Origin of the sequence: Micromonospora sp. RV43 (genome assembly GCF_001029515.1) — a bacterium.
Lineage (GTDB): Bacteria > Actinomycetota > Actinomycetes > Mycobacteriales > Micromonosporaceae > Micromonospora > Micromonospora aurantiaca.
The window spans coordinates 29,831-53,354 of sequence record NZ_LEKG01000018.1; the positions used below are offsets into that span (position 1 = coordinate 29,831).

27 protein-coding genes are annotated in these 23,524 nt (G+C 71.9%); 10 read left to right on the forward strand and 17 right to left on the reverse strand.

Annotated elements, in window-relative coordinates:
- Positions 1-15 precede the first annotated feature (15 nt).
- The 4 genes from ABD52_RS06955 to ABD52_RS06970 form a co-directional block, all read right to left on the reverse strand.
- Entirely contained in the window at positions 16-423 is a 408-nt protein-coding gene (locus tag ABD52_RS06955) for a hypothetical protein (protein WP_013284306.1), read from the reverse strand.
- Entirely contained in the window at positions 420-680 is a 261-nt protein-coding gene (locus ABD52_RS06960; RefSeq protein ID WP_013284305.1) for a hypothetical protein, read from the reverse strand. Before ABD52_RS06960 ends, ABD52_RS06955 begins: the two co-directional genes overlap by 4 nt.
- 13 nt (positions 681-693) lie before the next feature.
- Complete coding sequence (locus tag ABD52_RS06965; RefSeq protein ID WP_047891233.1) at positions 694-1,407, reverse strand: hypothetical protein; 714 nt, start codon at positions 1,405-1,407, stop codon at positions 694-696.
- 152 nt (positions 1,408-1,559) lie between these two features.
- Positions 1,560-1,949 carry a globin gene (locus ABD52_RS06970; protein ID WP_235437386.1) on the reverse strand — a complete coding sequence of 130 codons (390 nt, stop codon included), beginning with the start codon at positions 1,947-1,949 and terminating at the stop codon, positions 1,560-1,562.
- 116 nt (positions 1,950-2,065) lie between these two features.
- On the opposite strand from ABD52_RS06970, the gene ABD52_RS06975 reads away from it, so the two are divergent.
- The gene (locus ABD52_RS06975; RefSeq protein ID WP_047891234.1) at positions 2,066-2,632 is read left to right on the forward strand and encodes a snapalysin family zinc-dependent metalloprotease; all 567 of its coding nucleotides are present in this window, start codon (positions 2,066-2,068) and stop codon (positions 2,630-2,632) included.
- A gap of 27 nt (positions 2,633-2,659) precedes the next feature.
- On the opposite strand, the gene ABD52_RS06980 is transcribed toward ABD52_RS06975, so the two are convergent.
- Genes ABD52_RS06980 through ABD52_RS07000 form a run of 5 tightly spaced genes read right to left on the reverse strand, consistent with a single transcriptional unit; the run spans position 2,660 to position 9,309 of the window.
- A complete protein-coding gene (locus tag ABD52_RS06980; protein ID WP_047891235.1) occupies positions 2,660-3,640 on the reverse strand; it encodes a hypothetical protein in 981 nt (326 codons plus the stop codon).
- The gene (locus ABD52_RS06985) at positions 3,637-4,986 is read right to left on the reverse strand and encodes a hypothetical protein (RefSeq protein WP_047891253.1); all 1,350 of its coding nucleotides are present in this window, start codon (positions 4,984-4,986) and stop codon (positions 3,637-3,639) included. The genes ABD52_RS06980 and ABD52_RS06985 overlap by 4 nt, the downstream gene beginning before the upstream one ends.
- On the reverse strand, positions 4,983-5,288 hold the full coding sequence (locus ABD52_RS06990) for a DUF6403 family protein (RefSeq protein ID WP_030272971.1): 306 nt from the start codon (positions 5,286-5,288) through the stop codon (positions 4,983-4,985). Before ABD52_RS06990 ends, ABD52_RS06985 begins: the two co-directional genes overlap by 4 nt.
- Positions 5,289-5,338: 50 nt before the next feature.
- On the reverse strand, positions 5,339-7,720 hold the full coding sequence (locus ABD52_RS06995; RefSeq protein ID WP_047891236.1) for a pentapeptide repeat-containing protein: 2,382 nt from the start codon (positions 7,718-7,720) through the stop codon (positions 5,339-5,341).
- Positions 7,717-9,309, reverse strand: coding sequence for a nuclease-related domain-containing DEAD/DEAH box helicase (locus ABD52_RS07000; RefSeq protein ID WP_013474179.1), 1,593 nt, complete (start codon positions 9,307-9,309; stop codon positions 7,717-7,719). The genes ABD52_RS06995 and ABD52_RS07000 overlap by 4 nt, the downstream gene beginning before the upstream one ends.
- A 226-nt stretch (positions 9,310-9,535) precedes the next feature.
- Here ABD52_RS07000 and ABD52_RS07005 point away from each other — a divergent pair, with 226 nt between their 5' ends.
- Together ABD52_RS07005 and ABD52_RS07010 are read left to right on the forward strand one after the other, a co-directional pair.
- Entirely contained in the window at positions 9,536-10,993 is a 1,458-nt protein-coding gene (locus tag ABD52_RS07005) for an NYN domain-containing protein (protein ID WP_047891254.1), read from the forward strand.
- 8 nt (positions 10,994-11,001) lie between these two features.
- Positions 11,002-11,739 carry a hypothetical protein gene (locus ABD52_RS07010; protein WP_047891237.1) on the forward strand — a complete coding sequence of 246 codons (738 nt, stop codon included), beginning with the start codon at positions 11,002-11,004 and terminating at the stop codon, positions 11,737-11,739.
- Here ABD52_RS07010 and ABD52_RS07015 read toward each other — a convergent pair.
- Positions 11,724-11,981 carry a hypothetical protein gene (locus ABD52_RS07015; protein WP_013284294.1) on the reverse strand — a complete coding sequence of 86 codons (258 nt, stop codon included), beginning with the start codon at positions 11,979-11,981 and terminating at the stop codon, positions 11,724-11,726. The two genes, ABD52_RS07010 and ABD52_RS07015, sit on opposite strands and share 16 nt — an antisense overlap.
- A gap of 213 nt (positions 11,982-12,194) precedes the next feature.
- Complete coding sequence (locus tag ABD52_RS07020) at positions 12,195-13,511, reverse strand: AAA family ATPase (protein WP_047891238.1); 1,317 nt, start codon at positions 13,509-13,511, stop codon at positions 12,195-12,197.
- Between the two features lie 164 nt (positions 13,512-13,675).
- On the opposite strand from ABD52_RS07020, the gene ABD52_RS07025 reads away from it, so the two are divergent.
- Positions 13,676-14,443, forward strand: a complete 768-nt coding sequence (locus tag ABD52_RS07025; RefSeq protein WP_013284292.1) for a hypothetical protein — start codon at positions 13,676-13,678, stop codon at positions 14,441-14,443.
- Between the two features lie 33 nt (positions 14,444-14,476).
- Here the strand turns inward: ABD52_RS07025 and ABD52_RS07030 are convergent, their stop codons facing one another.
- The 4 genes from ABD52_RS07030 to ABD52_RS07045 all read right to left on the reverse strand — a co-directional run bounded on the left by ABD52_RS07030 (position 14,477) and on the right by ABD52_RS07045 (position 16,157).
- The gene (locus ABD52_RS07030; RefSeq protein WP_041784141.1) at positions 14,477-15,304 is read right to left on the reverse strand and encodes an SAM-dependent methyltransferase; all 828 of its coding nucleotides are present in this window, start codon (positions 15,302-15,304) and stop codon (positions 14,477-14,479) included.
- Positions 15,305-15,440: 136 nt separating this feature from the next.
- Positions 15,441-15,695 carry a hypothetical protein gene (locus ABD52_RS07035; protein WP_030272979.1) on the reverse strand — a complete coding sequence of 85 codons (255 nt, stop codon included), beginning with the start codon at positions 15,693-15,695 and terminating at the stop codon, positions 15,441-15,443.
- Positions 15,688-15,930: a DivIVA domain-containing protein gene (locus tag ABD52_RS07040; RefSeq protein ID WP_013284289.1), complete on the reverse strand. Its 243-nt coding sequence runs from the start codon at positions 15,928-15,930 to the stop codon at positions 15,688-15,690. Before ABD52_RS07040 ends, ABD52_RS07035 begins: the two co-directional genes overlap by 8 nt.
- Positions 15,927-16,157: a hypothetical protein gene (locus ABD52_RS07045; RefSeq protein ID WP_013474174.1), complete on the reverse strand. Its 231-nt coding sequence runs from the start codon at positions 16,155-16,157 to the stop codon at positions 15,927-15,929. The genes ABD52_RS07040 and ABD52_RS07045 overlap by 4 nt, the downstream gene beginning before the upstream one ends.
- Before the next feature lie 310 nt (positions 16,158-16,467).
- On the opposite strand from ABD52_RS07045, the gene ABD52_RS07050 reads away from it, so the two are divergent.
- The 4 genes from ABD52_RS07050 (at position 16,468) to ABD52_RS38125 (ending at position 20,448) form a co-directional block, all read left to right on the forward strand.
- On the forward strand, positions 16,468-17,904 hold the full coding sequence (locus ABD52_RS07050) for a helix-turn-helix domain-containing protein (RefSeq protein ID WP_047891239.1): 1,437 nt from the start codon (positions 16,468-16,470) through the stop codon (positions 17,902-17,904).
- On the forward strand, positions 17,901-18,800 hold the full coding sequence (locus ABD52_RS07055) for a phosphotransferase family protein (RefSeq protein ID WP_047891240.1): 900 nt from the start codon (positions 17,901-17,903) through the stop codon (positions 18,798-18,800). The genes ABD52_RS07050 and ABD52_RS07055 overlap by 4 nt, the downstream gene beginning before the upstream one ends.
- Before the next feature lie 44 nt (positions 18,801-18,844).
- Positions 18,845-19,393: a GNAT family N-acetyltransferase gene (locus ABD52_RS07060; RefSeq protein ID WP_047891241.1), complete on the forward strand. Its 549-nt coding sequence runs from the start codon at positions 18,845-18,847 to the stop codon at positions 19,391-19,393.
- Between the two features lie 137 nt (positions 19,394-19,530).
- Positions 19,531-20,448, forward strand: coding sequence for an HNH endonuclease (locus ABD52_RS38125; protein ID WP_082171234.1), 918 nt, complete (start codon positions 19,531-19,533; stop codon positions 20,446-20,448).
- An 11-nt stretch (positions 20,449-20,459) separates the two neighbouring features.
- Here the strand turns inward: ABD52_RS38125 and ABD52_RS07065 are convergent, their stop codons facing one another.
- Positions 20,460-20,912, reverse strand: coding sequence for a hypothetical protein (locus ABD52_RS07065; RefSeq protein WP_047891242.1), 453 nt, complete (start codon positions 20,910-20,912; stop codon positions 20,460-20,462).
- A complete protein-coding gene (locus tag ABD52_RS07070; protein ID WP_082171235.1) occupies positions 20,909-21,481 on the reverse strand; it encodes a DUF1772 domain-containing protein in 573 nt (190 codons plus the stop codon). The genes ABD52_RS07065 and ABD52_RS07070 overlap by 4 nt, the downstream gene beginning before the upstream one ends.
- Positions 21,482-21,651: 170 nt before the next feature.
- Here ABD52_RS07070 and ABD52_RS07075 point away from each other — a divergent pair, with 170 nt between their 5' ends.
- Both ABD52_RS07075 and ABD52_RS07080 read left to right on the forward strand, forming a co-directional pair.
- A complete protein-coding gene (locus tag ABD52_RS07075) occupies positions 21,652-22,845 on the forward strand; it encodes a sensor histidine kinase (RefSeq protein WP_047891244.1) in 1,194 nt (397 codons plus the stop codon).
- Entirely contained in the window at positions 22,842-23,504 is a 663-nt protein-coding gene (locus ABD52_RS07080; protein WP_030272992.1) for a response regulator transcription factor, read from the forward strand. Before ABD52_RS07075 ends, ABD52_RS07080 begins: the two co-directional genes overlap by 4 nt.
- Positions 23,505-23,524 lie beyond the last annotated feature (20 nt).

The window sequence follows — 23,524 nt, forward strand, 5'->3', positions numbered from 1 at the left end:
CAAACCGGGGAGCGTTCAGATCCGCGCGTCGGTGACGACGTGCGCGCACGCCGGACAGGCGGCCGGTCCCTGTTCGGCGAACCACCGGCAGGTACGCCGGATCGCGCACTTCGGCAGCGTCTCCTCCGCGGGCGGGGCGGTCTCGGCGTACGAGGCGGCCATCCGGGCGCCCAGCCCGCAGTGCGAGCCGGTCCAGAAGCCGCAGGACGAGGTGACGCACGGGCCGGCGAGCCGGGCCCGCGACTCGATCGGCTCGTCGGAGTCACCGAGCCCGGCGAGCGCCACCTCGGCCGGTACGGCCGGAGTCACGTAGGCCACCCGGCCCGCCGGAGTGATCATGCCGAGGAACACGGTGGCGTTCGACGCCGGGGTGCTCGGGCACATCCGCTCCGGCGTGCCGGCCGGCCGGGCGGCGTCGGTCACCGCTGGATCCAGAACCCGATGTCGTTGATCTTCTGCCCGAGGTCCTGGGCGAACGGGCCGTCGATGACCCAGAGGCCGTACCACTCGGGACGCAGCTTGATGTTGCCGTGACCGACGGTCAGCGGGTTGGTCAGCTTGGCGTCGGCGGTACGCAGGGCGGCCAGGCCGGCCTTCTGGATCTCCGCGGCGATCAGGGTCTGCTGCTCGGGGCTCAGATCGACGCCGTCGACCACGAAGCGGAACTCGTTGCGGGCCATGTGCTACCTCCGGTCACTCGTACGATTCGGTGCCCAGCCCGCGACGCAGGCTGGTGCGGGTGAAGGCCGCCCAGCCGGCGTGCGAGGCGGCGTCGGTGCGGTGCCCGGCGCGGGCGAGCACCCGGGCGGCGTGCTCCGCCCAGCGGTGGACGGTCGCCGCCGCGTCGCCCCACAGTTCGCGGCAGGCCGCGACCGCGAAGGCGACCTGTTCCGGCGCGCCGGTGAACCCGGCGGGTCCGTCGGCGACCCGGATCGTGCCGTCCGGGCGGACCCGCACGCTCGGGAAGTGGTGGTGCAGGCTGGCCAGCGTGGCCAGGTGGGTGGCGTCCCGCCGGCCGGCGGCGAAGCCGGCGCGCAGCTCGTCGTCGCGGCGGTGCCGGATCCCGTGCAGCACCAGCGCGTCGCCGGCCGCCTCGATCCGGGCGACCACCTGCACCGGCACGCTCCAGGCCGACGGCGAGTTCGCCGACCAGAACGCCAGCCAGGCGGCGAGCCGGGCGTGGAAGTCGGCCTGGACGGCGACCGCGAGCGCGGACCCGTCGGGCGCGCGCAGCGCGGCGGTGGCGATGCGGTCCCTGGTGATGAGCGGCGTCGCGGGGCGGCTCGGAGCGGCCGCCGCGGCGCCGGTGGTGGAGGCGACGGCCAGGCCGGTCACTGTGACCGCCGAGGCCGCCGCCGCGCCGGCGAGCAGCCGCCGACGGTCGAATAGGTGTCCGTTGTCGTTCATCGTCGGCCCTTCGTCGACGGCAGTGGCCCGACGTTATCGACCGGAAGCGATCAGGAAAACACCCTGTGTGACGGGAGGTCGACAGGAAAGCCGGGGATACCCGGCGGCGTGAACGACTGTTCCTGTGCCGCATTCACGCGACCCGCCGTCGCTCAGGCCCGGAGCAACCCGGCGACGGCCCGCTGCGCGTCGACTACCGTCGCCGCCGGCAGATCGAGCGCCCAGAGCGCGGCGGCCAGGTAGTCCAGGACGCGCCAGCGCTGCTCCCCGGTCAGCGGCGGGCGCCGCGATCCACCGAGGGCCGGTCCGCCGACGTCCGCGGGGTCGCCGTCCGAACCCCGCCGCGCCCCGCCGAGAGCCGCGCCCAGCCGGGCGGTGAACAGCGCGGCGAGCCGCTGGCGGTCCACCCCGATCAGGTACGGCGCCAACTCCGCGTCGGCCGCGATCAGCCGCAGCCAGCGGTGCACCGCCGCGCGCACGGCGACCGGGCCGAGCCGGTCGCGGGGCTCGCGGGAACAGGTCGCCACCTCCGTGGTCCGCACGACCAGGGGTACGGATGATCGAGTCCGGTCAGTTCACCGCAACCCTTGATATCGATGAATACCTATCTATAGGCTTGCGGCGTTCCGCTCACCCCCCATCCCAAGGAGTGTGAACCATGCGTAAGCCCAAGCTGTCCCGGATCCTCGCCACCCTCGCGGCCGCGACGCTGGCAGCGCTCGGCGCGGTAGCCGTCAACCCGGCTCCGGCCTCCGCCGCCGTCCGCAACGTCTGCTACAACATCAGCCAGGCCGGCCCGTTCGCCAACACGGCGGTGCAGGCGGCGGCGATCTGGAACAACTACACGAACAACATCAACATGGCCCAGTGCGGGTCCAACCTGCGGATCACCTACACCTACGGCGGCGGCTCGTACGCCCAGCGCACCAGCCTCGGCAACGGCCGCGTGGTGATCGACTACTACCAGGCCCAGCAGTACTCGGCGCTGCGCATCATGACGCACGAGATCGGCCACATCCTCGGCCTGCCGGACAACTACAACGGCAACTGCGCCATCCTGATGTCCGGTGGCAGCGCCGGCACGAGCTGCACCAACCCGTACCCCAGCTCCACCGAGGCCGCCCGGGTCGACTCGCTGTTCGGCTTCGCCGCCCGCAGCGCGACGCCCGCCCAGGTCTTCACCGGCAGCTGGCCGGCCGCCTCGACGGTGGGCGCCCAGCGCTGACGACGCAGTGACGACGGGGTCGGCGGGTCACCGCCGGCCCCGTCCGCGCGTCCCGCGCCGACCCGACGCGGCGTCGTCGGCGAGATCCGCCGCGCGGCGGCTCAGCCCTTCGACCCGCTCCCGGAGCCGGCGCAGCGCCTCGGCGTTCCCGTCCACGTCGGACACCTCGTCGAGCAGGCCGACGTAGTCGGCGGCCAGCCGCCGGTGCGCCGGGGCGACCGGCCCGACGTACCGGTCCAGGTCGATGATCTGCTGGGCGAGAACCGCGGTGGCGGCACCGAGCGCGGCCCGCTCGTCGGCGCGTGCGTCCCGCCCGGCCCGGCGCGCGTCGGCCAGGCGTCCGGCCCGCCGGCCGCCCAGCCAGAGCACCGCCGCACCTGCCACGACCCCGGCCACCGCGCCGCCGGCCAGCAGATACCGGGGCAGCGACGGGCTGATGGTACGGGCGCCGTCAGGCACCAGACCGGCCCGGACCAGCCGGTCGTAGTTGAGCACGATCACCTTCAGCGCCTCGACCGGCCGGTCCACGAACGCATCGGCGCCCCGGCTGATCGTGGTCTCGGCGACCATGGCCCGCCCGAGGTCACGCGGGCCGTCGCCGCCGAGGCGGGAGCAGCCGTACGTGTCCCAGTCCTCGCCGTCGCGGCTCATCGCCAGCACCAGCGTGCCCTGGGTGGCGCGTTCGGTGTCGTCGCACGCCTCCCGCAGGTCGGCGCCCGGCTCCATGATCAGCACCACCAGCCGCCGGTTGCCGATGACCCGTTCGGCGGCGGCCCGGTCCAGGTCCACTCCGGGCGCCGCGTAGACCGAGGAGCCGCGTACCTGCCGGGCGGCCGGACCGTCCAGGATGCCTCCGGTCCACAGCGCCCAGCCGGCCAGCGCCAGGCAGGCGAGCACCGCCCGGCCGAACGCGGTGCCGACCAGGCGGCCGAGCAGCCGGCGCGGGCCGGTCGCCGCCACGCCACGACGGGTCGCCGTCCGCTCGGGACGGGCCGCGACGCGGCTCACGACAGCCTCGCCCGCAGGTAGACGTCCGGCCGGTAGCCGGGCATCCGCACGTCCCGGGCCACGTCGTCCAGCTCGGCCGCCGCGTCGGCGAGCAGTTCGCGTACGTGCCGGTCGGGCAACCCCTCGTCGAACGCGTCCCGGGCCGCCCGCAACCGGCCGACCCCCCGGACCAGCGCCGGGTCGCTGCGCGCATCGGTGAGCAGCGACAACTCCACAGCCAGCGCGGAGAGCCCGGCCAGCCGGGCCGGCGTGCCACCCGGACCGACGTCGGCGGGACGGCGGCCGGACCCCCGCACGGTACGGATCGACAGCACCACGAAACCCGCCACGCACCCGGCGAAGATCCAGGGCAGTGCCGGCAACGCCACCCGCAGCGGGTCGAACGGCCGGTACGGCAGCGGGCGGTCGAACAGCCCCGCGTACCGCACGTCGGTGACCTGGGCCAGATACGCGCCGAGCACGTTCTGCTGGGGATAGGCGTAACGGCCGAGCCGCCCGCCGAACTGGGCGTAGAAGCTCGCGCCCGCCACCTCGGCGAACGACGCCGCACCCGGACCGTGGTACTCGATCCAGTCGCCGTACATCACCACCAGCGGCTGGTCCGGGGCGAGCCGGTGCAGCGCCGGCCCGTACGCGGGCAACGGCTCGCCGTACGGCTGGGCGGGCAGCACCACGAACCAGGCGCCGTCCGGGAACGCGGCGCTCGCCGCCTTCTCCGGCAGCTCGGGCAGCGTGGCGCCGGGGCCCACGTACCGGCCGGTGGCGCGCAGCGCCGCGACCACCGGGGCCAGGTCCGGGCCGGTCGGCTCCCGCCAGCGCAGGTCGTCGCCGTCCGGCGGGGTCGGCTGGTCGTGCAGCGCGGCCAGCAGCGCGAGCACCGAGCCGGTCACGTCGCCGGTGGCGAACCGGGCCCGCCAGCCCGGCAGGTCGTCCGGCGAGGCCACGTAGAGGCCACCGCTGACCTCGGTGCCGACGATCCGGATCTCGGCGTTCTCCACGTCCTTCACCCGCCGGCGTTCGGCCTCGTCCAGACCGGGCGGGGCGACCAGGATGCGGGTGCCCCGGTCACCGACGGCGGCCCGGACCCGCTGCTCGTCCCAGCGCGCGACCGCGCCCGGCAGCCGGACCACCGGATCGGCGGCGACCAGCGCGGTCATCTCCTCGACCGAGGGCACGCTCGCGTCGCTCAACTCCCCGGCCGAGCCCTCGGGCAGCGCGGCCGTCGACGGGGAACGCCCGTAGCTGACCTCCACGCTCTGCCGCTGCGCCACCAGGAACACCACGAGCACCGCCGCCGCGGCGGCCAGCAGCGACCAGCGCAACAGCTCCCTGCGTACCCTCGTCACCGCCCGGCCCGCCACAGCTCGTCGGCGCGGCGGGCGTGCTCGGCCGCCGCGCGGGCCGCGTCGGCGCCGCCGCGGGCGGCGGCGAGCATCTCGGCGTGGGCCAGCAGCCGCTCGGCCTCCGGCACCGTCGTCGAAGACGCGTCCCGGCTGACTGTGGCGTCGTGGATCGCCGCCCGCGCCGACGACCAGGCGACCCGCCGGCCCTCGGCCCGGACGCGGCGCCGGGGCAGCGACACGGCGAGGAAACCGGCGGCCACCGCCACCACTCCCCCGCCCAGCCAGGGCAGCACGCTCGCGGTCATGATCCCTGTCTAACGCACCGCCGCCAGCGCCGCGCGCCGAGGGCGGCGGCTCAGCCGGCGCCCGTGTTCTCGTGGACCACGTGCGGGCACCCCTCCACCCGGCAGGTGTCCTCCAGCAACGCGCGGATGGCCGGCGTCACCCGCAGGTTCTGCGCAAAGCCCACCATGTCCGCGTAGAGCTGGTTGTGGGTGCGCTCGTAGCGGCGACGCTTCGGGATGGCGGTGAGGAAACCGGCCCGCACCGCGCCGTTGAGCACCGAGGCCGGGTCGACGATGCGACGGCCCGACAGCAGGCCCTTCTCGTCGAGCGAATCGCGCCGGTAGTGCCCGTCCGGCCGGACGAACTTCAGGAACAGGAACCGCAGTTGCAGCGCGGTGGGGCAGGGACCGACGAAGTGGCGCTCCCGGCGGCCGTCACCGCCGAGCAGGCGGACGAAGTCGTTGACGTCCTCGATCGCCGGACGGCTGTCGATCTCGACCGAGACGAAGCCGGTGAGCTGCCCGAAGTCGGCCTCGGCCAGACTCGGCAGGCAGGCGTCGAAGCGAGTGCCGTGCAGCGTCGCGTCGGACAGGTCACAACCGGCCATCTCGCAGTTCTGGAAGCGGGTCGACTCCAGGTTCGCGCCGCGGAAGCTGACCTCGGCCAGCGACAGGTTCGCGAAGGTCAGCCCGGACAGGTTCTGCCGTTCCAGCGGAGCGTGCGGCAGCAGCCGGTCGCAGTCGGGAAGCCCGAGCAGCACCTGGAGCATGTTGCGGAACGCGGTCGGCGCCGTGGTCGCGCTCGCCAGCCGGGTGAGCAGTTCCTCGCCGGCGGCGAGTTCCCTGATCCGCGCGCACAACACGCGGATGGCGAAGGAGTCCGGCGGGAAGGGCCGGCAGTCCAGCAGTTGCGCGAATCGCACCGGGTTCACCGCGAAGTACCGGGCGGCCCGGTCGCCGATCTGATGCTCGAAGATGACGTCCTGGGCGAAGCGCACCCGCTGCCGCTCCGACGCGGCACGGAAGACCGGCAGGCGGCAGATGGCGTCGGTGCAGCGTTCCCGCTCCACGTCGGAGAGGTCAGCCGGGAGCACGAAGGCGGCGAGTTCGCCGATCTCGTGGACCGGCACACCCCGGTTGTCGTTCTCCAGCTCGGCGACCGCGACGTCGCTGATGATGTCGAGGAGATCCGCCCGGTTGACGACGTTCTCCTGCAACTGCTCCTTCTTGTACTCCCGGTCCATGATCGCGTCCACCGCGTCGTGGACCAGGTCCATCTCCGAGTAGTCGTCCGGGATGCCGTCGGTCTGGCCGAGCGCGACCCGCTCGGCCAGCAGTTCGGCGTAGTACGGGGTACCGCAGAGCCGCATCAGCTGCGGCTTCGCGTCGACGATGTCGAGCAGGCGGTGGTCGTCGTCCTGAAGGCGGATCCGCGCGAACGTGCGGATCGACTCGGGCCGCCAGGGCAAAAGGCGGAACTCCTCGACGTACTCGTGCGCCACCGCGAGGAAGTCACGCAGTGCCTGGTTGGAGCTGAGCAGCGAGTCCCGGACGCAGAGCAGGATGCGCGGCGTGGTCGGGTTGTCCGGCCGGGCCACGATCTCACGGATGTACTCGAAGAAGTCGGGGTCCTGGGCGATGACCTCGTCCAGCCCGTCCAGCAGCCAGCTCGCGAAGCCCCGGGTGAGCATCCACTGGAAGGTGGGCTGCTTGACCGGGCGGGCGACCTCGGTCTGCAACAGGGCGTCGACCATCGGGCCCAACGCCGGCGCGCTCGCCAGCGCGGCGTAGTCGGGCAGCAGCGGCAACGGCCGGTAGGCACGGCGGAGCTGCTTCTTCGCCTTCTGGAAGTTGGTGTAGAGCGTCGCGAACAGCGACTGGAACAGCACGCTCTTGCCGAAACCGGCGGGCGCGGTCACCAGGACGATCGGGCGGTCCCATCCGCTCTGGCTGTCGAACCTGCGGGCCAGCTCGGTCATCAGGTCGTCGCCGACCGCGCCGGTACCCACCGCCCGGAAGGGCTGCGGTGTCCGCCGGCGGGCCGCCGACTCCCCGTCCCGGGACAGTTGCTGCGCGGCGGTGCCGGCCATCGCCGACATCGGTGAGTCGTCCCACTTGAACCGGGCGTCGAAAAACTGGATCGGCACCCGGATGTCCACGTTGAACTCGTGCTTGGCAAGCCTGCGGAACTCCGTCGACAGGCCCTGGGTGGACTCCACGAGCAGGAACTTCGCCCCCGGCGTACGAGCCTCCTCGGCGAAGCGTTGCAGAAGGCTCGCCTCCCGCCGGTGCAGGTCGTCGGCGTCCGGGACCGCGGGGCACCAGACGGTCATGTGCTCGCTGTTGTCCGCGTACGCCGCACGGCGGGCCCGGACCACCTCGGCCCGCGTCTGCACGGGAACCGACCACCCCTCCGACTCGAGGAACGTCACCGCCTCGTCGTAGAGCGTCATCGATCATCCTCCATCAGGAATCGGAAGGGTTCCCATCTGTCGTGACCGCCGACGACGTGCAGGAACGCGCAGGCCCGGCTGACCGCGATGTAGCTGGTCGTCCAGTCCTCGTCCCCGTCGTCGGCGTAGACAACGGCCGGTGCCTCGCACCCGTGGAACTGACGCACCGTGCACACCGCCAGGCCGTCACCGCGCAGTCCGGGGCTGACCCGCACGCCCTGGCCGGCCAGCGCCCGGCGGATCGCGGCATGGCTGCCCTGCGTCGCGGTCACCAGGACCGCCTGGCTGGTCGCCAGGTCCTTCACGATCTCCACGACCGCGTCCACGCAGGCCCCGACGAGATCCGCCGTGCCGTCGGTGAACCGGGGCCGCCGGCCGTCCGGGCCGGTGAACGGCGTGTGCGCCCCGGAGACGCGTGCCACCAACTTGGCGATAGGCAGCGTGTTGCGGCAGTTCTCGGTCAGCCAGAACTCGTTGAACGCCCCGTCCGGACGCCACGTGCCGGACCGGTCCCGCTGGTACGGGTCGGCGAACAGCACGACCGAGCCGTCCGGCCGGACGAGTTCGCGCAACGCCACCAGCAGGTCCTCGTCGTGGCTCTGCGCCTCGTCCACGATGAGGCAGTCCAGCGGTCGCCCGTACGCCTCGACCAGGCTCAGCACGGTGGCCCACAACGGCTCGCCCTCGTACCCGCCGATCCGGTCGGCCCCGAACAGGTCGCACAGGACGTCCTGCGGATCGCCGGAGCTCACCCCCGGTACCCGCAACTGGCGGCGGATCTCCAGGCGCAGGTCACGCTGCTGCCCGATCACCGCCACGCGCAGCCCGCGGGCCGCCAGCTCCCGCGCGCGTTCCTGTGCCAGCAGGGTCTTGCCGGTGCCCGCCGCGCCGAGTACGAGCGACGCCGGGCGGCGGGACGTGCCCGCCAGCACCTCCAACTGCCGCCCGGTGAGCTGGATCTGGCGCCGGGTCAGGCGGTCCAGGTCGTCAGCGGCCAGGTCGACGTCGTAGCGCAGGGTGCGCGCGACCACGGCGCTCGGCGCCAGCGCCGCCAACGCCTGCTCGAAGTCCGACCGGCTGGTCCATCCGCGCTGGTCCCAGTGGGCCATGACGCGTTCCACCAGGACCGGCGCATGCTCCAGCGAGGCTGCGGTCAGCACGATCGTGTCCGGGGCGTGCGGACCGAGGTTGCCCGACGGCCGCCCGTCGGTGAACACGACGCAGTGCCCGGCCGGCACCTGCCGGATACCGGTGCTGCGGCGCAGCCAGTTGGCCAGCGCGTACCTGTTGCGCACCGCCTGGTCGAACGGATCGCCGAGCGGCACGTCGGCGCCGCGCCGGGAGGCGAACCACTGCCGGTCGGTGACCCGGTAGCCGCCGTCCTTGACCTCCATGATCAGCAGCCCGTGCCGGGGATGGAGCAGGACGAAGTCGGTCTCACCGATCCGGAGCCGGGCCTGGCCGGAGTCGACGTACGCCAGGTTGTGCAGCACGCACCACGAGTCGTTCAGGGAGCGGAGACGCTCGAAGACGACCCGCTCGCCGCGCGTGGCGTTCGTTCGCTGATGCCGCGGGAAGAAGCGCGCCAAGACCGCCTCCGGGCGGAAGACGAACAGGAAACCTCATTGTCGATGGGCGGCAGCCAGGCATTCCACCACCTGAATTACCGTCTTCTGTAGACGATCGGTCACCTGGAGGTCACGCACCGCACACCGAACTGACAGGCATCGTGCCCGAACGGATGAAGCGGCAACGGCAGGACGGGGGGCCAGAATTCGGATACAAGCACCTCGATCAGCTCGGGGAGGAATGCGCATGCCGGTCGGGAACACGGGCGTCCTGCTCGTCGACTGGGACAACCTGGCCGGCGCCGTCATCGGTCGTGGCCACCTGGTCGAGCGGGGCATCGTCGACGCGCTCTGGAGCGACGCGACCACCAGGTGCGGTGGCCACCTCCAGTACAAGCACATGGCGGCGGTGCGGTTCGACGGCAGCATCACCACCGCCATGACGGAGCACCTCATCGACGCCGAGGTGGTGGTCAGCCTGAAGGAACAGGCCGACATCCACCTCACCGTGCTCGCCATGGACTACCTCCACCAGGGCTGCGGTCAGTTCGTGCTGGTCACCGGTGACCAGGACTTCATCCCGTTGATCCGCCGCCTGCTGCGGGACGGCTGCCGGGTGACGGTCGTCTACGGCGATCCGGACCGGCTCTCCCCGCAGTTCCGGAGCATCCTCACGCTGCCGGGGCTCGACTCGATCTGCATCGACGACATCTACTCGCTCCGGCAGCCGCCCGCCGCCGGCTGCAAGGCCCTGCTCGGCCTGGTCGAACTGCAACGACGCGGTGTCATCCTGGGCGGACGGGAACAGGCCGAGCGCACCGCGACGCTGGCGCAGTGGGGCGTCCTGCCCGACGAGGACGAACTGCGGTACTGGGCGCTCATCGAGTCCATCGGGCAGAAGGTCACCCGCACCGACGCGGCGGTACGCGCCAAGGACGGTTTCCTGCCCCGCCCGATGACCCGCGTCTACGTCGACCTGAACGCCGGCCGGTTCACCGATCTCGTCGCCGTCGACTACGCCGTGCGGCGCCTGGCGGCCCGGCCGAAAGGGCTGACCGCCACCCAGCTCCGCAGCGGGCCGTTCCAGTCCGACGACGGATCGCGGCTGCTGCGCGTGCTCGACGCGCTCACCGCCGTGCGGCTGGTGCGCAGGGGCGCCGACGACACGTACTCGGTGACCACCGACGATCTCGCACTGGGCTATCTGGAGCCGCTGTGGCGGGTGCACGCGGCCCTGACCATGGAGTCCTTCCGGCAGCAGCGGCGTTCCATCCCGTACCGGAAGCTGTCCGGGCTGATCGGCGCCGGCGGTGTCGGACAGGGGCCGAACCGACGCGCCGCCGGCGCGGTCAGCCAGGCCATCCGGTACGCCGCCACGGCCGGCGTGATCGACGCGGTCGCGGTCGACGGCGACCGTCACGCGATCGCCACCGACTCGGCGTTCGTCCGGCCGATCGAGAACGCCTACCACGAGCTGTACCGCGCGTTCGCCGATCGCGGCCCGAGCCCGGTGCCGGAGAACGAGATCCTGGAGTTCATGACGGTGCGGGACCGGACCCGGGCGGAGCCGGTGTTCGGCTACGACTCCCGCGACCGGCACCGGATCCTGCGGGTTCTCGCCCAGTCCCGGGCGCTCACCTGGCGGGACGAGAAGGTCACCGTTCCGCGTACCCGATGGGGCGACGCCGGATCGTCGTTCGCCTAGGGGCCGTCGTGCTCCGCCGGGTCCGGGCCCGCCTCAACGCCGTCGGACGCCACGGGCTGGTGTTCGCCGGGGCGGTGGCGACCTGCGCCGCAGTGGCCGCCGTGGTGGTGGCGGTCGCCGGCCCCGGTCAGCGGGCCGCCCCGATCGTCGGCTCCTTCGCCGTCATCGCCTCCACGGTCGGCGCGCTCGCGGCGATCCACCTCTCCCGGCAGGCGCTGGCCCGCACCGACCGGCAGCTGGAGGAGACCCGCCGCTCACTGGTGCTGAGCCGGTACCCGCTGCTGCTCCCGGTACACCAGGCGGTGGCCTTTCCGGACTCCGGCGGCATGGTGACGCACCACCCGCCCGCCGAGGACCGGTTCGCGCTCGCCTCGGCGCCGGAGCCGGCGTACGCATTCCTCGCGATCACGAAGAACCACCTGGTCGTCCCGGTGGAGAACGTCGGCGAGGGGCCGGCGCTGCGGGTCAGCGGGACGCTGTGGTGCTCGGACGGCCGCAGCGGCCCGGTCACCGGGGTGTCCGCGCTCGGCGCGGGCCGGAGCGGCGTGCTGGCGGCCGTGCTGAGCCACGACGGGCGGCCGACACCGGAGCGGTTGCGGGCGATGGTGGCGCGGGACACCGGGCCGGCCATCGCCTACCAGCTCGACCTGCACTACGTCGACGTCTTCGCCAACGCCCGCCGGACGACCGCACTGTTCGACCCGCGGGGACGCGGCGCGTGGCAGCACTCCTACGACGACGAATAGCCCTCGTTGAAGCCCTCCACGAACCCGCCCGCGAACCCGGAGAGGACACATCCGGCACAACACAGGATCACCAGCAGCGCCGGCACCGCGACCCAGAGGACTATCGCCCACCTGCCGTTCTCCTGGGCCGGCGGCGGCTGCACGAACGCCTGCGGCGGGTACTGCGGCGGCGGGTAGTGCGCCTGCTGCTGGTACGGATCCGGCTGGTACGGATCCTGGTAGTACGGGTCGTGAGGGTGCATCCGGCCATCGTGCCCACCGACCGCAATCGCCGGAACACCCGAACGGCCGGAAAGGGGAAAGCCCCAGCACGAGGCTGGGGCCGGGTATTGAGACGGCTCGGACAACGACTACATGTCAGCTCATCGTCGCCAGCCACCATCTCCCCTATGAGCAAGGTTAGGGTCACCCTCCGCAAGCGTCAACTCGGTCACCCGTACGAGTTGGGACGCCGATCATGCCATCCGAACAACCCCTCGTCCGGCCCGGTGGGCATCGAGGTGGGTCAGCACCGTCTGGTTGGCCTCCCAGCCGTCCGGGAACTTCACCGGCACGTCCAGGTGCACCCGCTCGGTCGACGGATACGCGTCGAGCAGCTCACCGATCCCGGCCCGCGCCACCACCACGCACGCGTGCCGGTGCCGTGACGCCAGCACGCACAGCCGCCCCGACTCCAGGTGGAACGCGGTGGCGTCGCGCCGGCCGGAGAGCGGGTGCAGCACGATCGTCACGTCGTACTCCCGGCCCTGGAGCCGGTTGGCGGTGTCGACGGTGATGCCCGCCCCGGCCGCGCCCAGCCGGGACCGGATGGCCGCGACCTGGTCGCGGTGCGCGGCCCCGACGGCGATCCGGTCCGCGGTGACCGGCGCGCCGCCCGGCGCGGCCTCGCTCACCGCGACCGCGCCGCGCCGCAGCACCCGCAACGCCAGCTCCGCGCAAGCCGCGGCGGCTTCTCCATCGGTACGCACGGTGTGCCGGGCGGGCAGCTCGTGCAACGCCCAGCCGGTGGCGGCGGCCACCTCGACCGAGGCGTCGTAGGCGTCACCCGCACCCGCTTCGGTGAACGTCAGCGCCCGGTCGGACGGCCCGGTCCCGGCGCGGAACCCGGTGAACGGGTAGAACGCGGCGGACACCACCGGGGCGGCCGAGTCGGGCAGCCGCCACGACACCGGCAGCCGGTGCACCGGCAGCTCCGGGTTGTGCCGCAGCAGCGTGGCCACCGCCGACTGCATCGGATCCCAGGTCAGACCGGTCCAGCGGAACGTCTCCACGGTGCTGAACGGATCGAGCTGACCGGGGTCGCCGACGAACAGCGCCCGCTCGAACCGCCCCGCCACGCGCAGCAGCGCGTCCGCGCGCATCTGATACGCCTCGTCCACGATCGCCCACGGCCAGCTCCCCTCGGTGACAGTGGCCCACTTGGCCGCCGTACCGATGGTGACCGCCGGGCCGCCCAGGTCGGCGACCTTCGCCGCGACCCGGACCGCCGGATGGGCGGTGACCCGCTCGGTGGGCCGGTAGTCGGTGGCGGAGAGCCGCCCGACGCGCAGCTCCGGCGCCCTGCGGCCGAGCCGGTCGATAAGGTCGTCCACCTGCTCGTTGGTCTGCGCCACGATCATCAGCGGATCGCCGGTGGCAGCGGTCTCGACGGCGGCGCGGACGACGAGGGTGGACTTCCCGGCGCCGGGTGGCGAGTCCACGACGACGCCGCGGTGCGTGCCGTCGCGCAGATCCCGCAGCACACGCTGGATCACCTGCTCGGCTTCGTGCAAGGAAGGGCCCCCTTTTAACGTCTCCGGTAGAGGCGGGGCCCCTTCTTAACACGCCACGGGATAGGACTGCGCGGCGACGCCAGGGAGTTCATCACCCATCGATCACCTTGCACCCGGCTGCCACACTCGCCGTCAGGGACGACGGGGGAATCGCAGGTGAGACGATGGACCTTCACCGCAGTCGCATCGGTTGTGTCATCGCTTTCGTCCTGCTGCCGTTCGGTCTCTGCATGGTGCTGTTCGGGCTGGGCGGGAGCACCCTTCGACTGATCGGCGGGCTGATCCTCGGCGGACTCGTCATGCTCGCCGGCGTCGCGGGCGTCGTCGAGGCGGTCCGGCCGTTCCGGTTCCACATCAGCCTCGAAGGATTGACCGTCCGGACGGCCGAGCTGAACCGGCTGCTGCCCTGGGCGGAGATCGACCACCTGGTCCTGTACCAGCCACCTCCGGTGCTGGCCGGCAAGCGGATGCCGTCGCCGTTGCTGCTGCTCGTACCCGCACCCGGGTCGACCCTCGACGTCCCGCTGACCCACCGCAGCCCGTTGGACGACCGGCCCTGCCTGCTCCTGCTCGAAGTGCACGACGTCCGGGAGAAGACGGACCAGGTGGCCGACGCCCTCGCCCGGTACGGCGGCAGCCGTTTCACCGACCACCGCCAGCTCGTCCGGCAGCGTTTCGACTCAGCCCGCTTCCCGGTCGAAGCGCGCGGATACGACCGGGCTGCCGTCGACGCCCTCGTGCAGAAGGGCCGGGAGGCGCTGCGGTCGGAGGATTTCCTGGGGCGGCTGGGGGCGAAGGCAGAGGTGGAACTCGCCCTGGCCGAGTTGCCGCTCGTCGCGCACGGTTACGACCGCGTCCGGGTCGACGCGTTCCTGCGGGACCTGTCCGCCGCGTTGGGACGTTTCGAGGAGGGCGAGGAGGAGTCCGGTTGACGTGTCCGCACCCCACTTACCGCCTCGTACCGCCTATGGTTTGCGGGCGAGTAGCCCGACGAAGGTGTGGTAGGTGTCGGTCTGCTGCGGGGCCGGCGCGTCCGGGTCCGGACGCCACTCGGCCAGCGGCACCAGGCCCGGCTCCAGCGGCGTCAGCCCGTCGGCGAAGGCGAGGATCTCCTCGTCGGTACGCCAACGACCGGTGCCGAGCGACTCGTTGAACACCCGCTCGACCTCGCGGGCCTTGCGGGAACCCTCCGGATCCCGCTCACCCGGGTCACGGAAGTGCGAGATCGCGACGTAACTGCCGGACGGCAGCGCGTCGATCAACGCCGCCGCCACCGATCGCGGGTCCTCGTCGTCGCCGATGTGGTGCAGGATCGCGAACAGCAGCAGCCCGATCGGGCGGTCGAAGTCGAGGAACCGGCGGACGTCCGGGTCGTTGAGGATCTCCTCCGGCTCGCGGATGTCGGCCTGGATCACCGTCGCGGTGCCCTCCGCGGCGAGCAGCGCCCGCCCGTGCGCCAGGACGATCGGGTCGTTGTCCACGTACACGACACGGGCAGCCGGGTTGTGCTCGATCGCGACCTCGTGCACGTTGCCCTGGGTGGGCAGCCCCGACCCGATGTCGAGGAACTGGTCGATGCCCGCCTCGGTCACGAGGTGGCGGATCACCCGGCGAAGGAACGCCCGGTTCGCCTGACCGGCGGCCGGCCCGTCCGGCGTGATCCGCAGGGCGTGCTCGGCGACCTTCCGGTCGACCTCGAAGTTGTCCTTGCCGCCCAGGAAGTAGTCGTAGACCCGGGCCACGCTGGGAACGGTGACGTCGATTCCGGGCGGTGCGGCCTTGTCGCGGGTCACAGGCTTCTCCAGAGTCCGTGGGCGGTTCCGGGCGTTTTCGGGGAGTGTAGCGACCGTACAGGGTGGATGGTCGCCCCGTCTGGGATCGCTCCCACCGGTCCGGCCCGTCACCAGGGCGTTCATCGACACGCCGAGGTCATCGCAGCTCCGCCGCCCCGCACCACCCGTCGTGACCATCCCGGTGTCCGCAGCGCCCGCCGCCGGGCAGCCGCACGTCACACCAGACCCGGTACCGCAGGTGCTGGGCGTCCTCCTCGCTGAGCGTCGTCTCGCCGAAGTCGACGGCAGGCAGGTGCCCGAGAGACCGCGCGAGCGCGGCTGCCAGCTCGACGGCGGCGTCCCGGCACGTCAGCGTGGTCGGCAGGTGGATTATCCAGCGCGGCTCAGTCATCGTGGCCGCGCCGCCGGCAGCCGTTGTGCCGGGACTGCCACTGCCGCAGCGCCTGGCGAATCCGCTCCGACTCGGTGCGCGCCGTGGTGAGCTCCCGGTGCAGGCGGTCCATCTCGTCGGCGACCCGGCACAGGTAGTCGTGCACCTGCGCCGGGTCCAGCCCACGCCAGCGGGTGTCGAAGAATGCGCTGCGCACCTGGTACGCCTGCACCCGCTCCCCGGTCACGTAGATCACGATGTCACCGCCCCGACCACCACGGCCTCGTCGGGCAGCCCGGCCGCGGCGAGCGTCGCCCTCCCCCACCGGGCCAGCCGGCAGGGGTACGGGACGCGCTCGCTGCGGCACAGCGGTCCCTGCGGCCAGTGCTCGGGCACGTGTACGCGCACGGCCAGCGCGGCGACGAGTAGTTCCTCGTCGGTGACAGGGGTGAGGACGGGGAAGTCGGCGAGTACGGCGGACATCGGCGGGCGCCTCCGGGTCGGGGTCTCGTGGAGTGGCGCCGGGGCGGGCGGAGACGGCGGAGCCGCGATCGGGGGACGCGGTGCCACCGGAGCCCGGCACCCGCCCCGGGCCATGTGCTGACCCTCAGTCCTCCTCGGCAGGAGACGCATGCCCTGCTGATCGTGGCCGCCATACACACACTGCATACGCTCGGTCACCATCCGAGACGTAGGGCGATATGCACGGTGCGTATACCGGGCCGCTCCGGAACGGGTTGAATGGTTAGGCTCGACTTCGGACACAGGTTCTCCGCGAACGGCGAGGTTGCCGGTGACACCTGCGAACTGCCCCCGTTGCGGCGGCCGCCTGGCGCGCGACAACGGCACGGGACGCTGCGCGCCCTGCCAGGCCGCCGAACGCGACCGCCTCAGCACGCCGCCCGCCGTACCCGATTCGTTCTGGGACCATGAACCGGTACGAACGGCGCTGGCCCGGCGGCATCTCGGGCAGGTGATCCGGGCGTACCGCCACCACCCGTACCACGGGCGGAGCCCGCTGCCGCAGAGCGTCGTCGCGGGGTGGCTGGGGATCACGCAGGCGCAGTTGAGCCGGATCGAGAACGGGCCAGCCCTGGTGCATCTCGACCGGTTGACGCATTGGGCGACCGTGCTCCGCATCCCGCCGGTGTCTCTCTGGTTCTCAGTCGGTCCAGACTCCCCGGCCAGCGCTCCGGCCGACGGGATCGGCGCAACACCAGACCTGGGTCGGCGAACCCTCCTGGCCGGCATCGCCGCGGTGTCGGCAGGAGCCGGGCTGGTCGGGGTCGCCGAGCAGCCCCGGCCCCGGCCTATCGGCAGTGCGGACGTCTCTCGGCTGAACGCGGTCTTGGAGCTCTACCGGTCGGTCGACTACGAATGCGGTGGCGGCCTGCTCTATCGGGAGGTCGCGCGGTTCGCGGAGTCGGTGTACGGGATGCTCGACTGGTCACACGCGCCCGGGCTGACACCCCGCCTCGTCGCGGCGGTCGCGGCGGCGCGTCAGTTGGCCGGCTGGACCGCGCTGGACGCCGGCTGGCACGCGGACGCTCAGCGGCATTTCGCCGCCGGCGAGCGGGCCGCGATGTCCGCTGACGATGCCCCGCTGGCGGCCCTGATCCGCTACTCGCAAGCCAAGCAGCTACAACACCTTCGGCACAACCACGATGCTCTGGCCGCGCTGAGGCTGGCCCACTCAGAGCTGGGATCGCGGGCGACCCCGGCGGTGAGGGCGCTGCTCTGGGGCGCGGAGGCCGCCTCGACAGCCGCACTCGGCGACCACCGAAGCGCGCTGACCCTCCTCGGTCGCGCGAGTGATCAGTTCGAGCGTGTAGATCCCGAACGCGAGCCGACCTGGATGGCCTTCTACGACCGTGGCGAACTGCTAGCCCAGTACGGCCGCGTGTACCGCGACATGGCCCGGCAGACCGGCACGCACGCGGCACAGGCGGTGCGGAGCGTCGAAGAGGCGATCGTCGCCTTCGGCCCGGCGAACGTCCGCAGCATGGTCCTGAACGAGGTCGGCTTGTGTAGTGCGCTCTTCCTCGCCGATGAGCCCGAGCGGGCGGTCGCTGTCGGCACGCGCGTGGTCGAGCAGTCGCGTGCGCTGAGTTCCAGTCGAGTGGTTGATCGAGTGCTCAACCTGCGGCGCGATCTCGGACGGCACCGCCACCTTCCTGTCGTTGCCGAATTCGATCGGACACTCACCGCACGAGCTGCGGCCACGGTATGAGCGGACGGTTCTCGGAAGAAGCGATGACCCGCGCCATGCGGGAGATCGCCAGCGGGCTTGAGGTTCAGACCGAGGATGCCCGCCTCCTGCGGCTGACGAACAACGCCGTGTTCGCGTTGCCGGATTCCGGGCTCGTCATCCGCATCGCGCGGACGCACCGGCTCCGGGATCGGGTGACGAAGGTCGTTCAGCTCGCGCGATGGTTCGCCGAGCTGGACGCGCCCACGATCCGGCTGGCGCCTGGCGTGGCGCAGCCGGTTGCGGTCGGTGACTTGGCCGCCTCGGTATGGGCCTACGTGCCACCCACTGGGCCTACTCCGACGGTGGATGACCTCGGCTCGGCGCTGCGGCGGTTTCATGCGCTCGGACCCCCGCCCTTCCCGCTGGCCGTCTGGGATCCGATCGGGGATGCGCGTCGACGCCTGGCGGATGCCGACGGGCTGAGCGCCCACGACTACGACTATCTGGTGGAGTGGTGCGACCGCTTGGAGCCCCAGATCGCCGACCTCAACCAGAGGGCGTCCCACTCGCTCATCCACGGGGACGCGCACGTCGGCAACCTGCTCCGGGATGCGTCGGGCGGCATCCTGTTCTGCGACTTCGACGCCACTTGTCTCGGACCTTGGCAGGTGGACCTGGCAGCGGTCGCCGTGGGCGAGGCCCGCTTCGGGAAGGCTGGGGAGCATCGGGCGCTCGCCGATGCGTACGGGTACGACGTGACGTCCGACCGCGACTGGCCACTACTGCGCGAGGCCCGCGAGCTCAAGATGATCGCTGCTGCTACGCCGCTTCTCGCAAGTTCGGCGAGCGTGGCGGCCGAATTCGCCAACCGATTGAAGTCGGTCACACAAAGCGATCACGGTCTGCGTTGGAAGCCATTCGCTGATCTCGTCTGATCGCCCTTCACCGAGTGGCTGCGGCTCGGTGGGATGCTGGTCTCGTGCGGGAGAATCTGCGACTACGCCGCCAGACCGCAGCAGAGGCCGAGAGCCTGATGGACCAGCTTTTAGACGTGTACCTCGACGCGCACGCCGACGACGGTCCGCGCTACACGGCCGAGCGGTACGAACGGCAGCTCGCGGCGCACATGCCCCAGGAACGCTGGGAGCTGGTGACGGCCCGCGTCGATGACGAGCTGGTCGGTTACGTCTACGGCTTCCCGCTCGGAGCCGATACGCGTTGGTGGGACGGCATCCACGAGCCGGTGCAGGACGGCTTCACGGACGAGAACGGCCGCCGGACTTTCGCAGTCTGCGAATTGCTGGTGCGGCGATCGTGGCAGCGCCGGGGTATCGCGCGGGCGCTCCACGACCGGCTCCTGAGCACCCGGCGGGAAGAGAGGGCGACGCTGCTCGTACGGCCTGACAACGCCGCCGCTCAGCAGGCGTATGACTCCTGGGGTTGGCGACCGGCCGGGTGGCTCCAGCCGACGCGCGAGGGCGCGCGTCTGTTCGAAGTCCGCACGAAGGAACTCACATTGAGTTCCTAGAGCCCTCAGAGCACAAGCCGCAGAGCCTTCTTCCAGCCTGCGACGCCATGCCATAAGTCGCCGCGGTCCGGTCGGACCTACGTGGTTCCCGATCACTAGCCGTTCAGTGGAAGGAGGGCCGTGATTGGCATGACAGTATGTCGATCATGGCAGATGCGGCTCTCGATCTCCGCCTTCGCAAAGCAGCTGCTGCTTGGCTGACCGAACGAGCACAACGCCAGCAGGAACTGGCGACGAAGGCAGAGCTAGCGCAGTTCGCCTTTGAAGGCCGACGAGTCGCTCTCCTGGATCCACAGCGCGGTATCCGTAAGCCTGCGTTTCTTGATGCAGCGCTGTCCATCCGCACAACGTTCACCCCGCCGGGCCACCCACCGCCCTACGAGGACCGAGAGGGACCGGACGGGCTCCTCCGATACAAGTACCGTGGAAACGACCCCAACCACCATGAGAATGTCGCGTTGCGCCGCGCATACGAACACCGTCTACCACTGATCTGGTTCGTTGGCATCGCACCTGCTCTCTACCTGCCGCGGTATCCGGTGTGGTTGATCGCGGACGAGCCAGAACAACTGCAGTTCGCGGTTGCGCTTGACGAAGCACAGCGATTGATCCCACCGGGAAGCGCAGTCGATACGGATAGGCGAAGGTACGTCGAACGTCTGACGAAGCTACGTCTTCACCAGCCGGTTTTCCGGGCTAGGGTGATACAGGCCTATGGGACGCCCTGCGCGATCTGCCGGCTACGCCACCGGTCGCTGCTGGATGCTGCCCACATCATCCCTGACGGCCAACCGGCGGGCGATCCGATCGTGCCCAACGGCCTAGCCCTCTGCAAGATTCATCACGCGGCGTTCGATCAGAACATCATCGGAATCCGACCCGACCACCGAGTCGAGGTGCGTCCCGACATCCTGAAGGAAGTCGATGGACCGATGCTGCGTCATGGAATCCAGGAGATGCATGGATGCCACATTGCGCTGCCTAGGGAGCGCTCTGCTCATCCCCATCGTCAAAGGCTTGAGGCACGCTACGAGAAATTTCGGGCGGCTGCCTAGAAGACCGCCTGTTAACTGGGCTCTGTCGGCCGGGCTGGCGCTGGCAGCACCCGGCCCAGCAGCACCGCCGCCCCACCCGCGACCACCCCGACCATCGTCCCGGTGACCAGGCTCGACATCACCGCCGCACCCCGCAACAACGCCTCCCGCGCCCCCGGCTCCAGCCCGGCCAGCCCCGGCGCATCCATCCCCAGCGACGAGTCCCAGAACACCTGGTGACCGGCCGCCAGGAACACCCCGTACAGCGCCCCGATCACCACGATCGTCAGGAACGGGCGCGGTGGCCGCCGCCACAGCACGGCGGCCACCGAGCACAGCGGCGGCCCGACCGCCAGCAGCGCAGCCACGACCGTGCCCTCCGGCACGACGTCCAGGTCGTGCAGCGCCACGCGCGGGGCGGCAAGCGCGGCGAGCGCTACCAACGCCGGCCAGGCGAACCCGAGGGTACGGCGACCGGCGCTCATCGCGTCACCTCCGCCGACCCGGAGCCGGATGCCGAAGCCGGCGCCGAAGCGGGCACCGGAGCCGACGCCGAGCCCGGCGCGGTCGAGCGCACGAACTTCAGCAGCGCGACGAACGCGAGTACGGCCGTCACCGCGCCCCCGGCGAAGCGCACCCAGTGACCGGCGACGAATTCGGCCGCGACCTGGCGCAGGTACTCCGGCGAATGCGTTCCCACCGGGTCCACGAACATGATCTCGTTACGCGGCCAGAAGAAGACAGCGGAGAACACGAACTCGCAGACGACGAACACGGCCGTGGCGCCGGCGACCCACCAGCGCAGCCGGCGGTCGCGCCAGGTGAGCAGCGTCGCGGCGACGCTGCTGAGGATCACCGACGCGCCGAGCGGCGGGAAGTAGTCGTGCGGGCCGCCGTGGACGAGGAACTCGCGGGCCCGGTCGAGCGAGGCGGGCGCGTCGCTGAAGATGTTCGGGTAGAGCATGACGGTCTCGGCGGCGACCCCGCCGAACGACATCATTGCCGCCCACACCATGACAATAAGGGCGAGCCAGGTCAGTCTTGTGCGTACCACGAGGGTTCTCCTCACGTTTCGGGGACGCCATCGACGCTAGGTCGGCTGTCCCCGGCCGTCGTCCGCGTGGCCGCGCGACCGGATGTCGCTTCTCGGCGTACGCCTCGGGGTCGTCCCTGACGCCTGCGGACGACAGCGGTGAGGGTCCGCGCGGACCTAGGCTCGAAGGCGTGCCCGACACCTCGCCCACCCGCACCGATGTGCTGCTCGCGGCGGCCACGCTCGGCCTGGTCGCGGTGGCCGTGGCGGCCGACCGGCCCTCGCCCGGCGGCGCGGCGCTCGCCGTCGTGGTCGGCGCGGTGCTCGGCGGGCTGGTGCTGTGCGCCAGGCGGTGGCCGCTGCCGGCGCTGGTCGCCACGGCGGTCGTGATCCTCGGGTACTACGCGCTGGACCTGCCGCCCGTCGGAGTGGCCGCCCCGGCCGCCGCCGTCCTCTACCGGGTGTCCGAGCGCGGGCGTGTCGTCCCGGCCGCCGTGGTGGCCGGGAGCCTGCTGGCCGTGTCCGTGGTCGCCCGGCTGGCCGAGGGCGACGACATCGCGGTGGTCGTCGGTACGGAACTCGGCTCCGAGGCGGCGTTGCTGCTCGCCGTCATCGCCCTCGGTGACGCGGTACGCAACCGCAGGTCGCTGCGGGCGGCGCTGGTCCGGCAGGCGGTCGCGGCCGACGAGGAGCGCCACCGGGAGGCGGCCCGTCAGGTCGAAGCGGAACGGCTGCGCATCGCCCGGGAGGTGCACGACACGCTCGGGCACACCATGTCGGTGATCACGTTGCAGTCGGCAGTCGCCCGGGAGGCGCTCGCCGACAGCGATCCGGCGCAGGCGGAGAATGCGCTGGCCGCCATCAGGTCGGTGAGCGGCAGCGCGATGGCGGAGCTGCGGGCGACGCTCGGCACGCTGCGCCGGGAACCCGGTCCACGGGAACCGGCCCCCGGCTTCGACCGGCTCCCGGCGCTCGTGGACGGCGTACGCCGGGGTGGGCTGACTGTCGACCTGCGGATCGAAGGTCCGGTGGACACGCTGCCGGCAGTCGTGGGCAGCACCGTCTACCGGGTCGTGCAGGAGGCGTTGACGAACGTCCTGCGCCACGCCGATGCCACCCGGGTCACCGTCACGGTCCGCGCCACGCCCGGCCGGCTCGCGCTGGAGGTGGTGGACGACGGCCGCGGCGGCCCGCCCGCCGGGCGCAGGGACGGGACGGGCCAGGGCCTGCGCGGCATGGCCGAGCGGATAGCCCTGCTCGGCGGCACCGTAGAAACCGGCACCATCCAAACCGGCAGCACCGGAGCAACCGCCGCAACCGGCACGGGCGGCACCGCCGGCTTCCGGGTGTCGGTCCACCTGCCACTGACGGGAGTCGCCGCGTGAACCCGATCCGCGTCGTGCTCGTCGACGACCAGCACCTCGTACGTACCGGCCTGCGCGCGCTGCTCGACCGGGCGCCGGACATCGAGGTGGTGGGCGAGGCCGGCGACGGCGGCAGCGGCCTCTCGGTGGTACGGGAGCAGCGGCCCGACATCGTGCTGATGGACGTCCGGATGCCCGGCGGGGACGGACTGGAGGCGACCCGGCGGATCCTGACCGACCCGATGCTGGACGGCGTGCAGGTCGTCATGCTCACCACGTTCGACGACGACGAGTACCTGTTCGAGGCGATCCGCGCCGGGGCAGCGGGTTTCCTGCTCAAGGACACCCCGCCCGACGCGCTGCGGGACGCGGTCCGGACCGTCGCCGGTGGCGACGCGCTGCTCTCCCCCGCCGTCACCCGGCGGGTGCTCGCCGCGGCGGCCCGTTCACCGGTGGCCGACCCGGCGCGGCTGGCCGGACTGACCGCACGGGAACGGGACGTGCTCGCGCAGGTGGGCGCCGGGCGGTCCAACGCGGAGATCGGGCAGGCGTTGTTCCTGAGCCCCGACACCGCCCGCACCTACGTGAGCCGGCTGCTCCAGAAGCTGAACGCCCGCGACCGGGCGCAGCTCGTCGTGATCGCGTACGAGAGCGGGCTGGTCCGCCCCGGCGAGGGCTGAGCCGCGCCGGGGCGGGTCAC

What these genes read in the sequence shown, in the direction of transcription:
- ABD52_RS07035 (WP_030272979.1), bottom strand. Translation starts at nt 15,695, where the DNA reads ATGACTGAGCCGCGCTGGATAATCCACCTGCCGACCACGCTGACGTGC.
- ABD52_RS07005 (WP_047891254.1), top strand. Translation starts at nt 9,536, where the DNA reads ATGCCGGTCGGGAACACGGGCGTCCTGCTCGTCGACTGGGACAACCTG.
- ABD52_RS06960 (WP_013284305.1), bottom strand. Translation starts at nt 680, where the DNA reads ATGGCCCGCAACGAGTTCCGCTTCGTGGTCGACGGCGTCGATCTGAGC.
- ABD52_RS07055 (WP_047891240.1), top strand. Translation starts at nt 17,901, where the DNA reads ATGAGCGGACGGTTCTCGGAAGAAGCGATGACCCGCGCCATGCGGGAG.
- ABD52_RS07065 (WP_047891242.1), bottom strand. Translation starts at nt 20,912, where the DNA reads ATGAGCGCCGGTCGCCGTACCCTCGGGTTCGCCTGGCCGGCGTTGGTA.
- ABD52_RS07045 (WP_013474174.1), bottom strand. Translation starts at nt 16,157, where the DNA reads ATGTCCGCCGTACTCGCCGACTTCCCCGTCCTCACCCCTGTCACCGAC.
- ABD52_RS07025 (WP_013284292.1), top strand. Translation starts at nt 13,676, where the DNA reads ATGGACCTTCACCGCAGTCGCATCGGTTGTGTCATCGCTTTCGTCCTG.
- ABD52_RS06990 (WP_030272971.1), bottom strand. Translation starts at nt 5,288, where the DNA reads ATGACCGCGAGCGTGCTGCCCTGGCTGGGCGGGGGAGTGGTGGCGGTG.
- ABD52_RS06975 (WP_047891234.1), top strand. Translation starts at nt 2,066, where the DNA reads ATGCGTAAGCCCAAGCTGTCCCGGATCCTCGCCACCCTCGCGGCCGCG.
- ABD52_RS38125 (WP_082171234.1), top strand. Translation starts at nt 19,531, where the DNA reads ATGTCGATCATGGCAGATGCGGCTCTCGATCTCCGCCTTCGCAAAGCA.
- ABD52_RS07015 (WP_013284294.1), bottom strand. Translation starts at nt 11,981, where the DNA reads ATGCACCCTCACGACCCGTACTACCAGGATCCGTACCAGCCGGATCCG.
- ABD52_RS06995 (WP_047891236.1), bottom strand. Translation starts at nt 7,720, where the DNA reads ATGACGCTCTACGACGAGGCGGTGACGTTCCTCGAGTCGGAGGGGTGG.
- ABD52_RS06965 (WP_047891233.1), bottom strand. Translation starts at nt 1,407, where the DNA reads ATGAACGACAACGGACACCTATTCGACCGTCGGCGGCTGCTCGCCGGC.